Raw genomic sequence first — 14950 nt, forward strand, 5'->3', positions numbered from 1 at the left:
CCCTATCTAAAAAATGTTCGCTACCGTCTCTTTGGTTATGCGTCTTCGACGTCAGCCATCCCTGGGTCGTAATCACGGATCCCGATCACATGAACGTCTATACCCATAGGCCCAACCTTACGAAGAACCTGATTAACGATCGACCCCTTCAACAGCTCATCTCTGCGAGAGCGCTTCGATGCACCGATGACGATCTGGGTAATCTGATGCTCGAACGCCGTCTCGACCATGATGTCAGCGATCTTGGTGCCGAATTTCTCGATAAAAACCACCCCGAGATCGTGGCTCAGCTTTTTCAGCTCTTCTATCTCGCGAGCCGCCTGTTCCGATATGTCACTGTCCGGCATGATCAACAGCGAACGCAAATCAGCTTTGGAGCGAGCCGCCATCCTTGCGGCCCTCCGCAAAACTCGTGGTGTCTCCGGCGAGAGACTCAGTCCAACCAAGTAACGCTCTCTTGTCTCGAAAACTCGCTTTCCATGTCTGTTGGCGAACGAGGAGAGGAGATCCTCATCAGCCTCGTCCGCTACGTAACGCAGGGCAAGTTCTCTGAGTGCGGTCAGATTCTGGGTGGTGAAGAAGTTATCGAGCGCCGACTGGATCTTGGCCTGTGGATATATGTTCCCATGGAGCATACGACGCCTCAGTTGCTGAGGCGAGGAGTCGATAAGCTCGAGTTGATCAGCCTGGCGCACAACCCAATCCGGCACCCGTTCGGCGATTCGAACTCCGAGCATCTCCTCGACCGCGCCAGCAATACTCTCGATATGTTGTACATTCAGTGTCGCGATCACATCGATACCGGCATTCAAGAGATCGAGTACGTCTTCGTATCGCTTGCCATGAGCTCCGGATCCTGGAACGTTGGTGTGAGCGAGCTCGTCCACCAATACCACCTCAGGATTACGAGCCAAGACGGCTGCCGTGTCCATCTCGGTAAATTCACGTCCTTGGTAGTTGACGACTCTCTGTGGTATGACCGGTATGTCGCGAATCAGCTCCTGGGTGTGACTTCGGCCGTGGGTCTCAACCAACCCGATGACCACATCGGCACCACGTTGCAGTCTGCGCCAACCTTCGTCCAGCATGGCACAGGTCTTGCCAACTCCCGCCATCGCCCCAAGGTAGATGCGAAAACGTCCAGCGGCCTCGACTTCATTGGTCAGGGAAGACTCCACGCTCGACTCACCCCTCCTCGTCACCCACCATTTGGTGTACTCATCTCTATACTAGGGGACAGTGGACAAGCATGATTCGTAAGTTGTTAACGGCACACAATCGGTCAGCGTTAGTTGGATCGGGATTGAGCATCGTGATGATAGTGGTATTGTCTGCTCTCCTTATCCCACTTAGAAGCCATATTCCAGCCGCCTCGATTGCGCTTATTCTCGTCGTTCCCCTAGTAGTAAGCATTGCAATAGGCGGAATCCTGGCTGGGGTTGTCGCCACTATCGCCGGATTTGGCACCTATGACCTATTTTTCATTCCTCCTTATGGCACATTGGCGGTGGGAACCGCATCAAACTGGATCCCTCTCGGTGTCTATGTGTTGGTAGGTATCGTCGCGGTCATCATCAATCGACGGTTCCAACTCCAACGCGAACGCACCGCCTATCAGGCTCGTATTCTCGAAAGGCTCGCTAGCCTCCCCGCCACACTGATCAGCGAACACTCGGTAGAACAGGTTTGGCGCACTGCTACCGAGCGAACTGTTAACTTGCTTGACCTACGAGGAGCCATGGCGCTGCGTCCAGATGGAAATGTACTCCAACCAGCCAACATCGCCGGTGATCATGAATTGGCTGACAAAATCGCTGAGACATTTATCGGTTCCAACGGCATGGCTCGTATTGGTGCGATCACGATCGAGACGCTCAAAGTTAGATCGTTCGCCCTCTCTACTCTGAGCGATAACTTTGGCTTTCTTGTGATCTGGAATGAAGAGTTGCCTGATGCCCTCGTTCAGGCGCTTAACGTCGTCGCTAGCCAGATATCGGCTGCCCTCGAGCGTACTCAACTGCATGATACACGTCTCAAACTCGACACTTTACAGGAGATAGACAGCTGGCGCGCATCCCTGCTGCGCACCGTATCCCATGATCTCTTAACCCCTCTGGCCGGCATAAAGACCGCTATCACCACTCTCAACGAGTTTGGTGCCAGCCTTGAACCTTATGAATATACGCAACTCCTAGACACAGCTCTGGGTCAGGCAGATCGTTCGATTCAGCTGGTAAGTGATCTATTGAACGTGACTCGAATAGAAGCCGGTGCCTTTCATCTTCAGTATCAAGATACGAATTTGGTCGAACTCATCCAGCAAGTAGCGGTAGCCATTGACTTTCTTTCGGTCAACTCCAAACTCGATCTCACCGCGCCTGAAGATCTACCACTTGCTCATGTCGATGTCGGACTGCTGCGCGAGGTTGTTTGGAATCTACTCGATAACGCCGTTCGCCATTCACCCGTTGGTGAAGTCGTACACGTCACCGTCGATCTGGATAGTGATTTCTTCATCGTCCACATCTATGACGCTGGTCGACTAGTAGAGGGGGTAGACCAGGTACGCCTCTTCGATTGGTTCCATGCGGCTGGAACCAGCGGTCGTAGTGGGCTAGGCCTTGCGATAGCCAGGTCCTTCGTAGAAGCCCATCATGGCCGGCTTTCGGTTCACGCCACCAAGTCCGGCACCACGTTTACCTTTACCCTTCCGAGGATCCCATGAGTTCGATCCTGATCATCGACGATGATCCAGCCCTTAGTCGGGTACTCCGCATTGGATTGACAGCCGCAGGCTACGACGTCACTGTCGCTCTTCGAGGCCTCGATGGATTAGCAAGAGCGATTCAGGACCATCCAGACCTCCTGGTCGTCGACCTCGGACTGCCCGACATAGATGGGGTTTCACTCGTGACCGAGTTACGTCGCTACCACACTAAGGGGATTGTGGTGCTCTCAGCCGCTGGCGACGAACACACCAAGGTGAAAGCGCTGGATCGTGGTGCCGATGACTACGTCACGAAACCATTTGGGCTCAGCGAATTCGAGGCTCGGCTTCGTGCACTCGAACGTCGAATGGATCCTGGATCCCCAGTGACCACTCAGATGACCGCCGCACCAGGATTAGTAATCGACCTGGCTAAGCGTGTAGTCATCGACGACTCTCGGGGAGAGATTCGGCTAACACCAAGGGAGTTCGATCTCTTGAGATTCCTGGTAGAGAATCATCACCGTCTCTGTACACACCAACTACTCCTGACCACGATTTGGGGGCAGGGATATAACGATCCCCATCATGTTCGGGTATACGTCAATCGTCTTCGTAGCAAGCTGGGTCCCTCAGGCAGGTACCTACGCTCTCGCGCCGGGATGGGCTACCTCTGGGATAGTGAAGGTGACCAATAATGACTGGCTACGACCGACAACCATCGCCACAACAAGGATAAGGGGTTGTTCGGCAACAAAGGAACTCCTCTGGGTGACTCCAATGCGAACCCGTTCCTTGGCACCGACGTGCAGAGGCACGACTAATACAAACAAAAATGCTGGTTGTATATCTAGCTAGTAGCCAAAGAGGCTCCCTTGCGAGCAGCGTTCTCTAGGAGCGACAGTCCTTGTAGGCCTGGTAGTCGTGAAAATTTGCGATCAACGCGCTGAGCCGCTGCTAGCCCATCTTCATCTGCAAATAGGTATGCCGCCATATGCGCAACCTCACTATCAGCTACAACCCCACTACCTACCGGTGCCCAGAACTTGGTCAACGCCAATCGGGCTAGATATTGAGCCCGCCTACTATCCGCGAGCCGCGAACGTGCCTGCCCTTCGTAGAAATCGAGGTGTCTTCCCTCTTGTTTCATTATCCGGCGAACCACCTCTGATAGCACCGGATGCTGTGCCTTTGCAATCATTCGCGAATAGGCAGCTTGCGCTGTCAGTTCGTTAATTGCCCCCCAACACATCTGAATTGCGACAAAATCATCTGCTATTAACGATCCAATATTAAAGGTAAGCAAGCGTAGTTCGTCGAGCCATTTCCGCTCGCGACGAAGGTTGTGGGCTGACTCCTTTGCGCCTGGCTGGCGATGAAGTTCGAGAATTTGACCCAACACCTCGCCGTGCCAAAACTCCTCGTAATTCCAACAAGCCAGGAATGCGGTGATCTCTGGATCGCGATGAGCGCTTGTGGCTAAAATCTCTCTAAGGTAGCAGATCGTGTGGCTCTCAACGTCACACATATAGCGCAAACAGCGAAGAGTCTCAGTTGGGAGGGGCGCGGACTCAAATGCGCTAAAATCGACTCCGTCGACATCTACTCGGGCTGACCGTCCAACAATCGAACGACTAGATACTGGCATACTAGTTCTTCGCTCCCCAGTATCGATGTGGATGTGACATCGTCAAATCAGCAAAGTCGCCGTCGTGTACTTAGCTCGATGATCAGGCGCGTGATCCAAACTCTTACTTGACTCGATCGGGTCAAGATGTCGATCTTTAGTGTATAACTCTAGTCCATTAAAGGTTGTTCATGGATGCTACACACTCTCTGCTACGCCCAGCAGTAGATCGCGAATCGATCGGATCTCCCCAGTTGTAATCCCGAGTGTCATCAGCCACTCCTCGACTGAGCCCGAACTCTTCCGAATCCTGTCCAGGAGGAAGAGAATCGTTTGAGGGTTAGAGGAGAACAAGATTTGCGGAAGCTGACGAATAGATATGATCTCCTCGGGTCGTGTTCTCTGCATTCGCTCAAACCACGCCCTGGTGGCTCGATCGGTCAACTGATAGTCGGCTGCGATGGTCTCATCAGGAACTCCGAGCAGGTCTAACAGCAACGCCGCAACTACTCCCGTTCGATCCTTGCCCGCAACGCAATGAAAAACCAGCGGGTAACTCTCTCGCTTTGCGAAGATATGAAAGATTGAGGAGATCGTAGCCGATCCCCTCTCCATTAGATGTTGGTACCTTGAGTTCAAGTATGTCTGGTCATCCACGCTCGGATCTCGTACTCCGACAACGTCCTCGACTACCGACAGGTGGGTGTAGGTAACGGGCTGCGAGTACTGATCTACTGGGAAACGACCCAAACGCTCGGCCTCTTCGGCGCTGCGAAGATCAATAACTGTTCGGAGACCCAGGTATTCGAGACGAGTAACATCTGTCGCCGTGAGCAACGCCAGGTTATCCGCTCTATACACGAGCCGAGGACGAACCCGCTGACCAGAGATGGTGCTGTAACCGCCAAGGTCACGAAAGTTAAGCGGCCCCTCTAACTTGATCCAAGGATCTAGCTCGCCAGCATCCACCACTTCCTCAACCTCTCTACGGCTTACACTCACCTTGTTCCAGAGGACGACAATCTCCTCAAGCTTCAGGCTCTTCCAACTCCGTATCCTGTACTACCCCAACGGATGAGATCACCTCAGACCCCTGCAAGGTCATCAACTTTACACCGGTTGCGATCTTTCCTTGCGCAGAGATCGACTTTGCTCGTACACGAATAGTCTGGCCATTGGAGCTTACAATAATTAGCTGCTCGTCTTTGGAGACAAACTCCGCCGCCACGAGATAACCCTTTTGTGCCGTAAGCTTCATACCGTGGACACCGCCTCCTCCACGCCGCTGACCAGAGAAGAATCTCGGGCTGATGCGTTTGCCATAACCATTTGAGGTCACTAGAACAACTTCACGGTCATCATCGAGCATGTCGCCACCGATAACACGGTCGTTCGGTCGCAGACGCATCGCCTTGACGCCAGCGGTGGCGCGTCCAGTTGAGCGAACCTCATCGATGGAAAATCGAATCACCATTCCATCCTTAGAGAAGATCATCGCCTCACGTCCTGATTGAGCAGTTGCTACCTTTACCAAGCTATCGCCCTCACGCAGATCTATAGCAATCAACCCATCTCGCCGAGATCGAGCGTACTCCGGCATCGGTGTCCGCTTTATCATCCCCTGCTCGGTGATGAAAACGAGGTCGGTCATCTCTGGGAAATCCTTGGTACCCAATACAGCCGCGATTGATTCACCGTCTTGGAGTGGAATCAAGTTCACCAATGCAGTCCCGCGGGCGCTTCTTTCGAGTCGCGGTAACTCGTAGCCTCGGAGCTGGTACACCTTTCCTCTCGACGAGAAGATAAGAATCTTCGAGAGCATCGATGAAGGGATCAGGTGGCTTATGCCATCCTCCTCCTTAACCTTGGCTCCAACCACTCCGCGACCACCACGATTCTGAGCGCGGAAAGAGGCGTCTGGGACCGCCTTGATATAACCCGATCGAGAGATCATAACCACGAGGCTCTCATCCTCGATTAGGTCCTCAGCCGAGAACTCACCGGGGTCGATAACGAATTGGGAACGCCTCGGTTGCTCATATGGCTGTGAGGCCTCAACTAGCTCCTCTTTGACGATCGTATCTAGACGAACGCGGTCAGCTAAAATAGCCTCGAGTTCGGCGATAGAGAGATGGAGTTGCGCTGACTCCTCCTCGAGTTCGGTGCGTCCAAGGCGAGTCAACCGACCGAGCGTCATGTCAAGGATGTGGTTGGCCTGAAGCTCAGAGAAGTCGAACGGACTCGCCATCAGTGCCTCGCGGGCCTCGCGACGGTCGGCAGATTCACGAATAGCTCGAATGACGGCGTCGAGCTGATCTATACAGCGAAGTAATCCATCAACGATGTGGAGGCGTTCACGAGCCTTTCGTAGACGATACTCAGATCGACGCGTTACCACTTCACGTTGGTGCTCGATGTAGACCTGAATCGCTTGCAAAAGGTTCAGGGTTCGCGGAACACCATCAACAATGGCGAGCATATTAATTGCGAAGCTAGATTGTAGCGGTGTGAGCTTGTAGAGATTGTTCAGAACCACGTTTGGATTCGCATCATGCTTCAGTTCAATCACGAATCTGCTCTCTCGACCAGAGGAGTAGTTCTGAACATCTGAGATACCGTCAATCAACTTGTCCTCAACCAGCTTCTTAATTCGCTCGGCTATCTGCTCGAACGATGTCTGAAATGGAATATCAGTGACCACGATTTGAGAACGGTTCTTCACCTCCTCAATCTCAGCAACTGCTCGTAGACGGACCGATCCCCTACCTGTTCGATAGGCAGCTACAATACCCTCACGCCCTAAAATCTGGCCTCCAGTGGGAAAATCGGGTCCGGGCACAATAGTTAAAAGATCATCTACCACAGCGTCTGGATGGTCAATAACATAAATAACTGCCTTGACTATCTCTGCCAAGTTGTGCGAGGGTATCTGGGTTGCCATACCTACAGCTATGCCTTGAGAACCGTTCACCAGAAGGTTTGGGAATCGCGCTGGAAGAACAGAGGGCTCGACAGACTGCGAATCATAGTTTGGCACAAAATTGACGGTCTCCTCGTCGATGCTTGCCAACATCTGGAGCGCTATAGGCGCCAACCTACACTCAGTGTACCGTGAGGCCGCCGGTCCTGTCGAAGGATCTGGAGCTCCAAAGTTACCATGTCCATCAATCAATGGATGAAGCAGTGAGAAGTCCTGCACCATACGGGCCAAAGCATCGTAGATAGCCGCATCACCATGAGGATGGAACTTACCCATTACATCACCGACCACCTTGGCGCATTTCACGTGCGGTCGATCAGGGCGATAACCGTTATCGAACATCGAATAGAGGATTCGGCGGTGAACCGGCTTCAAGCCATCACGTGCATCGGGTAAAGCTCTCGAAATGATCACCGACATCGAGTACTCAAGAAATGAGCGCTCCATCTCCTCTTGCAGTTCGACTAGCTGAACTTGCGTGGACTCAAAATCTTCTGGATCGTCTGGCATACTGCTCCTTAAAAGTCCAAGAACCGTACATCATCGGCATTCTCCTGGATGAAGCGACGTCGAAGCTCGACATCATCACCCATAAGCACCGAACAAACTTCATCAGCTATGCTCGCCTGTTCAACGGTCACCTTAAGCAACGATCGATGTTCGCGTGCCATGGTTGTGACATTCAACTCATCAAAGTCCATCTCTCCAAGACCCTTCAGGCGGAGAAATGGTTGCTTATGGTTTGGTCTACCGGTCAGAAAGTGTTGTCTGTCAACCTCATTCTTGATGTAGGTCTTCTCATTTCCTATCAACGTAGAGTACAACGGTGGTTGAGCTGCATAAACCATTCCCTCTTCTACTAGAGGTCGCATCTGACGAAAGAAGAAGGTAAGTAGAAGTGTGCGGATATGCGACCCATCAGGATCAGCATCCGCAAGAATGATGATCTTATGGTATCTCGCCTTTTTGATGTCGAACTCCTCACCAACACCGGCACCAATAGCGGCAATCAGAGATTGAATCTCTTGATTTCCGAGCATTTTGTCAATACGAGCACGCTCTACATTGAGAATTTTTCCACGAATAGGAAGTATGGCTTGTGTTTTGGGATCCCTACCTTTTATTGCAGTGCCGCCAGCCGAGTTGCCCTCGACGATGAAAAGTTCAGACTCCTTAGGGTCCTTTGAGGTGCAATCTGTGAGTTTGCCAGGAAGTCCAGCACCCTCTAGTCCAGATTTTCGTCTGGTGAGGTCACGAGCTTGACGAGCGGCCGCTCGAGCCCTAGCCGCCAGGATCGCCTTTTGTACGATAGCCCCTGCTTCGCGTGGGTTCTCCTCAAACCATTCCGCCATCTTTTCATTGGTAACTTTCTCTACCATCGACCGAATGGAGACGTTACCCAATTTCGTCTTCGTCTGTCCCTCGAACTGAGGATTTGTCAACCTAACTGAGACGATAGCGGTCACTCCCTCACGAATGTCCTCCCCAGCTAGATTGTCCTCCTTCTCCTTGAGGAGATTCTTGGCACGCGCGTATTTGTTAACTACCTGCGTCAGCGCCTTCTTTAGACCTTCTGTGTGAGTTCCGCCCTCCTCGGTAGAGATTCCGTTAGCGTAGGAGTGAATCGCCTCATAGTATCCAGTGTTCCACGAGAAGGCTACCTCGACCTCTTGATCGTCTTCGGAGGCTGCGTAATAACCAACCTTTTTAAAGAGTGGATCTTTCGGTGTATTTAGATGGGAGACGAAATCGACGATTCCACCGTCGTACTTCAACACCACATCCGTAGGATCCTTACCTTCACGTTCATCTCTAAAACGGACCTCTACCCCTCTATTTAGAAAGGCGATGATCTGAAGGCGTTCGACAATACGGTGTGCCTGGAACTCTACCTCGTCAAAGATGCTGGCATCTGGCCAGAAGGATACTGTTGTCCCTCGTCGTCCTCGCCTAGCTGGACCAGTATCCTTTAAAGGCTCGGTCGGCTTTCCGCCGTCCGTGAACTCCATCTCATAATGTCTTCCATCCCGATCTATCTCCAAGAGAAGACGTCTTGATAGCGCGTTTACCACCGAGACACCGACACCATGTAGGCCACCACTAACCTTATAGCCACCAGAACCGAATTTTCCACCGGCGTTCAGTTGGGTAAGCGCCACCTCTGCAGCTGACTTAGTCGGATCGGAAGGGTGTGCATCCGTAGGGATGCCTCGGCCGTCATCTATTACACGACAACCACCATCTGCCAGTAAAGTGACGTCGATCATGGTGCACTGCCCAGCCATCGCCTCATCAACCGAGTTGTCTACCACCTCCCAAACGAGATGGTGCAGTCCACTAGGTCCTGTAGAGCCAATGTACATTCCCGGACGCATCCGAACGTGCTCTAAACCCTCGAGGACGATGATGTCCTTCGCTGTATAGTTAGAGCTGGTCGTGTCACTCACCCGATCACCTCACTCCTTCGCCTTGCATGGCTATCATGTCAAGAAAATTAGTTTTAATTCATTCTAATCGGTTACCAGGCTTCGGTCGCCTTTTGGTGGCCCACTATGCGAATCTCTCCGGTAATCCCTACAAGTTCTAGCTGGGATTTCAGCAGAGAAGATCGCAGCTTCACTAGTGGAACTAACTCACGTGTAGTCGATACAACAACCTCGCCTTTTCTACCAAGATCTACTGAAATACTTGGGGATAAATCCTGGCCAAAAACTTCCTTTATAGTACGACTAACATTAGATAATGTTGTTTTATCTAGCAACTGTAGATCATCGACTACAGCCAATAATACACTTCGAAGAGGGGTTGGCATCGACGACCGTTCATCCTTATTTCTAGGTAGGTACAACTACTCCTCCATTCACTTCAAACACCGACCATCCATCCAATGATGCCACTCGTTCTGTGTTAGTTGCGAAGGTTTGATACCTATCTACCAGGTCTATAAGTCTCATCGCTCGCTCTCGGTCAAACTCAGCAAAGACATCGTCGAGGATTAGGATGGGAGCCTCACCCAACTTCCTCTCTAGCACACCAGCACTCCCTATTCGCAAGGCTACTGCAAGAGAACGCACCTGTCCTTGTGATGCTGTCAACTTTGCGGGCATTCCGTTAAGTTCGATTATAAAATCGTCTCTATGAAACCCAATACTCGTGGTGCCTTTACGTATATCATCTACACGCGCTTGTATAAGATCCTCCAGAGGATCTTCATTCCAACTTCTAACATATCTTAAAGATACGGCCTCAGAAGTGCCCGATATTCTTTGGTTGAACTGCTCCACTGCAATCTGTAAATAACCAAGCAGATGCTCGCGCGCTACTGCCACCGCAATTGATGCCTTTGCGAGTTCACTGTCGAAGATATCCAAGCTCACTTTATCTGGACGTCCTGAACGAATGAGATTCTGTCGCTGCTTGAGAATCTTTGTTGCTCGTGATAGGATACGCTGAATACCAGGATCGGATCTACCTAGGATACCATCTAGGTACTCCCTTCGGACACTCGGCTGTCCGACAACAAGATCTCTGTCCTCTGGAACGAAGATGACGACTGGGAATCTTGCGCCAAGCTGAGCTACTCTCACGTTTCGCTCGTCTAGTTGCACTCGCTCCCGTTGTCTATGACTGCCCGACATGACGATTCGATGCGGTATTCGATCAGTCAGGCTGATAGTCGCCTCCGTCCTCCAATACTCTGATCCGCGCTGAACCAGCATCTGCACTTCAGATGTTCTAAACGAATGGCCGTTTAAAGCGACAGCTATTGCTTCAGCACAGCTCGTCTTGCCTGCTCCATTTGGGCCTACGAGAAGGTTTCGACGTTGAAAGTTAAGCTCTGCTGATGTAATGTTGCGAAAGTGATCGACTCTAGCAGCTAGAACTTCCACCGCTTATTTTTGCACGATAGGCATCAAAAGATAGACAAAAGAGCGAGAATCAGAGTTAGTAATGCTAGCTGCTCGGTTTGACTCGAGGAATTCGAAACGAACGACATCTGACTCTACACCGTCAATCCCATCGGCAAGAAGGTCTGGATCGAAGCTGATAGCGAACTCCTCATCAGAGAAGTTGACATCTATAACCTCATGTACCTGTCCAATCTGAGGAATTTTCACACTCAGTTCGCAAGCAGTTCCAGTTATCGTCATCCGCAACATCGAGGAGTTCCTTGCCTCTTTCGCCATTCGACGCAGCGTGCGAAGTGCCGATACCAGCTGCGAGCGATCAGCAAGCATGACTCTTGAGTAGGATACGTCCACAAGTCGTCGGTAGTCGCGGAAGGGCTCGTCAATAAGACGAGTCGCCAGAGTTGTTGAACCGACCGAGAAGACAGCCTCTCGCGCACCTATACGAACACTCAAGAGCTGATCAGCAGCTGAACCCGAGAGAATACGCTCCAACTCACGAACGGCTCTGGTTGGAATTACAACCTCACCAGTGTCGGTGTCATTTAGCATGTTGATACCAGCGATATCGCGAAGAGCCAGTCGTATTCCGTCGGTGGCTACGAGTCGAAGACCCTCCGGTGATGAGGCAAACAGCATACCTGAATAGATCAGATCACGAGTATCGTCACGACTCGCCGCGATCGCTACCTGTGATATTCCGCTGGCTAGTTCCACAGAGGGCACGGTGACCGCTGCTTGGTCTTCGATACCTAAGGGTGGAACATCAAACTCATTGAGGAGATTCAACGATACTTCTGCTCGGCCGGAGCGGAAGGATACCGTTGCATCCTCTACCACCACCTCCACCCGCTCACCGGGCAACGACTTCATAAGATCGACAGCTAGTGAAGCGGGTGTAGTAAAGTGTGTGTCCGATCCATCGACCGGAACTGTGGATCTAATAGACAAATCGCTTTCGCGTCCTTCTATCTCCAGCAACCCAGCCGCTACCGTCCAACGTAAGCCGGTGATGGACCCTCGAGAGCTCAACGCCCTTGATGCATTAGAGAGGGCCTCTGTGAGTGGCTCCCGGTCAGAGATGAATTGCACAGGCCGTCCTTTCTAGTTGATATCAATGTAATAGTAGTAATAGGGGTTCTGGATTGTGGATGAAACCTAGTTACCGCAGCTCATTACCTATTTTGTTGTGCACAAGTTCATGGTAATCGTCCACAGCATTGTGGAGAATCCTAGTGCTCTCAAGACGGGCGGTGAGTCCACCGAGATAGGATGTTGAAAACTCCTTGGTTATACACAAGACATCCACAAGGTTATCCACGTTGTCGCGCTGGATCACGAAGCAGTTTGAAGAGCTGATCTACTTGTTCGAAGGTTTCAATAGAGGTTTGCATAACGTTCTGCACCTTTTGTACAGCGTGAATAACGGTGGTGTGATCGCGTCCACCGAACTCTCTACCGATCTCGGGGTAGCTCAACTCTGTTAGCTCACGCATGATGTACATCGCGATCTGTCTAGCGATCGCGATCGGACGTTTTCTCGACTGTCCGAGGAGCTCTACAGGGGTTGTGTTGAAGAAGGTAGCGGTGACGGTGATGATCTCTCTAGGATCTCGCGGAGCTAGGCGCTGTGTGCTACTTATGAGGTCAGAAAGGACTATCTGAGCAAGATCAAGCGTGATCGGAACTTGGTTCAGGCTCGAATAGGCAGAGAGTCGGGTGAGGGCCCCTTCGAGCTCGCGAATGTTATCAGTGATGTTGGTCGCTATCAACTCGATAATTGATAGGTCAAGCCTGAAACCAGAGTCTTCTGCTTTGCGTTGCAGAATCGCAGAGCGAGTCTCTAGGTCTGGTGGTTGCACATCGGTTATAAGTCCCATGGCAAAACGGCTACGCAGACGTTCCTCAAGTGTAGCTATGGCTTTGGGTGAGCGGTCTGATGTGAGTACGATCTGTTTCTGTGCGCCGTAGAGGTAATTGAAGGTGTGGAAGAACTCCTCCTGAATCGCCTCTTTATTCTGAAGGAATTGGATGTCATCGACTAACAGTACGTCGCATTCGCGGTATCTCGCCTTGAAGTCAGAGGTCTTGTTACGTTGGATGGCATCGACAAACTCATTTAAGAATGTCTCTGTCGACACATACTTCACATACTTATCGCGATAGTTGTGTCGTAGGTAGTTGCCGATGGCATGAAGAAGGTGAGTCTTTCCTAGACCGGCCCCACCGTGAATGAAGAGAGGGTTATAGGAGGCGGCTGGCGTCTCTGCTACCGCTAGCGACGCAGCATGAGCAAAACGATTTGATGAACCAATAACAAACGCCTCAAAGGTGTAACGGGGATCAAAAGCAGAGGAGAGGCGGGATTTTGAATTGGCTTGTCGAGAGAGGTTCGGGTCAGATCCGAAGAGATCCCTCTCTCTCGACTCACCAGCTGAGACCTCTGCAGGAAAGGTAACACTTTCATTGGCTCGAACCTGTATGCGTACTGGAACCTGGTGACCGAGGGCCTCAGAGAACAGGGTTCCCAGTACCTCTCGATACTTTGTCTCTAGCCTTTCCTTGGCAAGAGGAGAAGGGGTGGCGAGCACCACCTCGTCTGTAGTTATCATGACGGGCGTGATTGAGATAAACCATGTCTTCCAAGCAGCCTCTCCGACGTGGTCGCGGAAGCGTTCTGAGATGCTGCTCCATAGATCCTCATGCTCTGGCACAAGGCCCTCCTCCCTTATCCACAGAGTTGTCAACCTGTGGATATGAACCTGTGGAAAACTGTTGCTATTCAGAGTAACGCACCATCATAGATGTGTTTCGAGCAGCTGTTGAGCACTTCTGAAAATTTCGTTTGCCAGCGCGGGAATAAGGATGGTTACGAACACCAGCTAATTACAGCGAAGGCGCTATGCTGTATGGGTTGAGTGGGCTGTCCAGGAGTGGACGGCGGTAAGGGAGATATTGTGAAGAGGACATTCCAGCCGAACAACCGTCGGCGATCTAGGAAGCATGGATTTCGTCATCGTATGGCTACACGAGCTGGTAGGGCTATTATCAGAGCTCGCCGAGGCAAGGGAAGAGCGCGTCTCTCCGCGTAGTCAGTGATCGAGCTTCGTTCTCTTCGAACCAGAGCAGAGTTTGCTGAGGTATTTGCCCACGGGACAAGGTGGCGCGCTGACTATGTCAACGTGGTTTTTCTCATTGACGGCGAGACATCCGCTGACTTCGGACCTCCTGGTGTGGCCAGACTAGGCATAGCTGTGTCTCGCCGCTTCGGTAACGCTGTCCAGCGCAATACTTTTCGTCGTCGTGTACGTGATGCCGTCAGGTACTCGAATCTACCAGCGGGAGGTTATTTCATTAGCCCGCGCCGTGATTCTGATGCCATCACGTTTGCAGGTTTGAAAGGCGATATTACTAGGCTGTCCGTTGAAGGACTCCGCTGCGGATTGAAGAAGGTGACGTAATGGGCGCTCAGAGGCTCTCACCTCTAAAGGTCCTGATAGTGAAGATGATCGATGGTTACCAGATCCTGAGGCGTGGGCGACCGTCCCCTTGCCGTTACCTTCCGAGTTGTTCCGAATACACCAAAGAGGCAATTGAAGAGCACGGAGGCGTTAAAGGGGTTTGGCTTGGCATTCGAAGGGTTGCACGGTGTAACCCGTTTGGCTCCAGCGGTTACGACCCGGTTCCTCCAAGGAGACATGCAACAAAACATGGGAGATAAGTAGCAT

13 protein-coding genes are annotated in these 14950 nt (G+C 51.6%); 5 read left to right on the forward strand and 8 right to left on the reverse strand.

All coding sequences use genetic code 11. The features are described from left to right. Positions 1-35: 35 nt before the first annotated feature. Positions 36-1178: a universal stress protein gene (locus FEAC_RS08490; RefSeq protein ID WP_052566093.1), complete on the reverse strand. Its 1143-nt coding sequence runs from the start codon at positions 1176-1178 to the stop codon at positions 36-38. Between the two features lie 134 nt (positions 1179-1312). On the opposite strand from FEAC_RS08490, the gene FEAC_RS08495 reads away from it, so the two are divergent. Both FEAC_RS08495 and FEAC_RS08500 read left to right on the forward strand, forming a co-directional pair. Continuing rightward, positions 1313-2725 (forward strand): sensor histidine kinase, encoded by a 1413-nt coding sequence (locus FEAC_RS08495; protein WP_236684627.1) that lies wholly within the window; start codon positions 1313-1315, stop codon positions 2723-2725. Next, the gene (locus FEAC_RS08500; RefSeq protein ID WP_035389890.1) at positions 2722-3405 is read left to right on the forward strand and encodes a response regulator transcription factor; all 684 of its coding nucleotides are present in this window, start codon (positions 2722-2724) and stop codon (positions 3403-3405) included. The genes FEAC_RS08495 and FEAC_RS08500 overlap by 4 nt, the downstream gene beginning before the upstream one ends. 152 nt (positions 3406-3557) lie before the next feature. Here FEAC_RS08500 and FEAC_RS08505 read toward each other — a convergent pair whose 3' ends face one another. The 7 genes from FEAC_RS08505 to dnaA all read right to left on the reverse strand — a co-directional run bounded on the left by FEAC_RS08505 (position 3558) and on the right by dnaA (position 13936). Further along, the gene (locus tag FEAC_RS08505; protein ID WP_052566094.1) at positions 3558-4355 is read right to left on the reverse strand and encodes a ferritin-like domain-containing protein; all 798 of its coding nucleotides are present in this window, start codon (positions 4353-4355) and stop codon (positions 3558-3560) included. A gap of 177 nt (positions 4356-4532) precedes the next feature. Further along, positions 4533-5336, reverse strand: a complete 804-nt coding sequence (locus FEAC_RS08510) for a tyrosine-protein phosphatase (protein WP_052566095.1) — start codon at positions 5334-5336, stop codon at positions 4533-4535. A gap of 25 nt (positions 5337-5361) precedes the next feature. Next, on the reverse strand, positions 5362-7824 hold the full coding sequence (gene gyrA, locus FEAC_RS08515; RefSeq protein ID WP_052566096.1) for a DNA gyrase subunit A: 2463 nt from the start codon (positions 7822-7824) through the stop codon (positions 5362-5364). Between the two features lie 8 nt (positions 7825-7832). Beyond that, positions 7833-9761: a DNA gyrase/topoisomerase IV subunit B gene (locus tag FEAC_RS08520; protein WP_035389893.1), complete on the reverse strand. Its 1929-nt coding sequence runs from the start codon at positions 9759-9761 to the stop codon at positions 7833-7835. A gap of 387 nt (positions 9762-10148) precedes the next feature. Next, positions 10149-11204 (reverse strand): DNA replication/repair protein RecF, encoded by a 1056-nt coding sequence (gene recF, locus FEAC_RS08530; protein ID WP_035389897.1) that lies wholly within the window; start codon positions 11202-11204, stop codon positions 10149-10151. A 3-nt stretch (positions 11205-11207) separates the two neighbouring features. After that, complete coding sequence (gene dnaN / locus FEAC_RS08535; protein WP_035389899.1) at positions 11208-12314, reverse strand: DNA polymerase III subunit beta; 1107 nt, start codon at positions 12312-12314, stop codon at positions 11208-11210. A gap of 221 nt (positions 12315-12535) precedes the next feature. Next, a complete protein-coding gene (dnaA, locus tag FEAC_RS08540; RefSeq protein ID WP_035389901.1) occupies positions 12536-13936 on the reverse strand; it encodes a chromosomal replication initiator protein DnaA in 1401 nt (466 codons plus the stop codon). Positions 13937-14176: 240 nt separating this feature from the next. Here dnaA and rpmH point away from each other — a divergent pair, with 240 nt between their 5' ends. Genes rpmH through yidD form a run of 3 tightly spaced genes read left to right on the forward strand, consistent with a single transcriptional unit; the run spans position 14177 to position 14943 of the window. After that, the gene (gene rpmH / locus FEAC_RS14710; protein WP_081901128.1) at positions 14177-14314 is read left to right on the forward strand and encodes a 50S ribosomal protein L34; all 138 of its coding nucleotides are present in this window, start codon (positions 14177-14179) and stop codon (positions 14312-14314) included. A 3-nt stretch (positions 14315-14317) separates the two neighbouring features. Continuing rightward, entirely contained in the window at positions 14318-14683 is a 366-nt protein-coding gene (gene rnpA / locus FEAC_RS08545; protein ID WP_035389902.1) for a ribonuclease P protein component, read from the forward strand. A 44-nt stretch (positions 14684-14727) separates the two neighbouring features. Next, on the forward strand, positions 14728-14943 hold the full coding sequence (gene yidD, locus FEAC_RS16390) for a membrane protein insertion efficiency factor YidD (protein WP_346660014.1): 216 nt from the start codon (positions 14728-14730) through the stop codon (positions 14941-14943). Positions 14944-14950 lie beyond the last annotated feature (7 nt).

This window comes from Ferrimicrobium acidiphilum DSM 19497 (genome assembly GCF_000949255.1).
Taxonomy (GTDB): domain Bacteria; phylum Actinomycetota; class Acidimicrobiia; order Acidimicrobiales; family Acidimicrobiaceae; genus Ferrimicrobium; species Ferrimicrobium acidiphilum.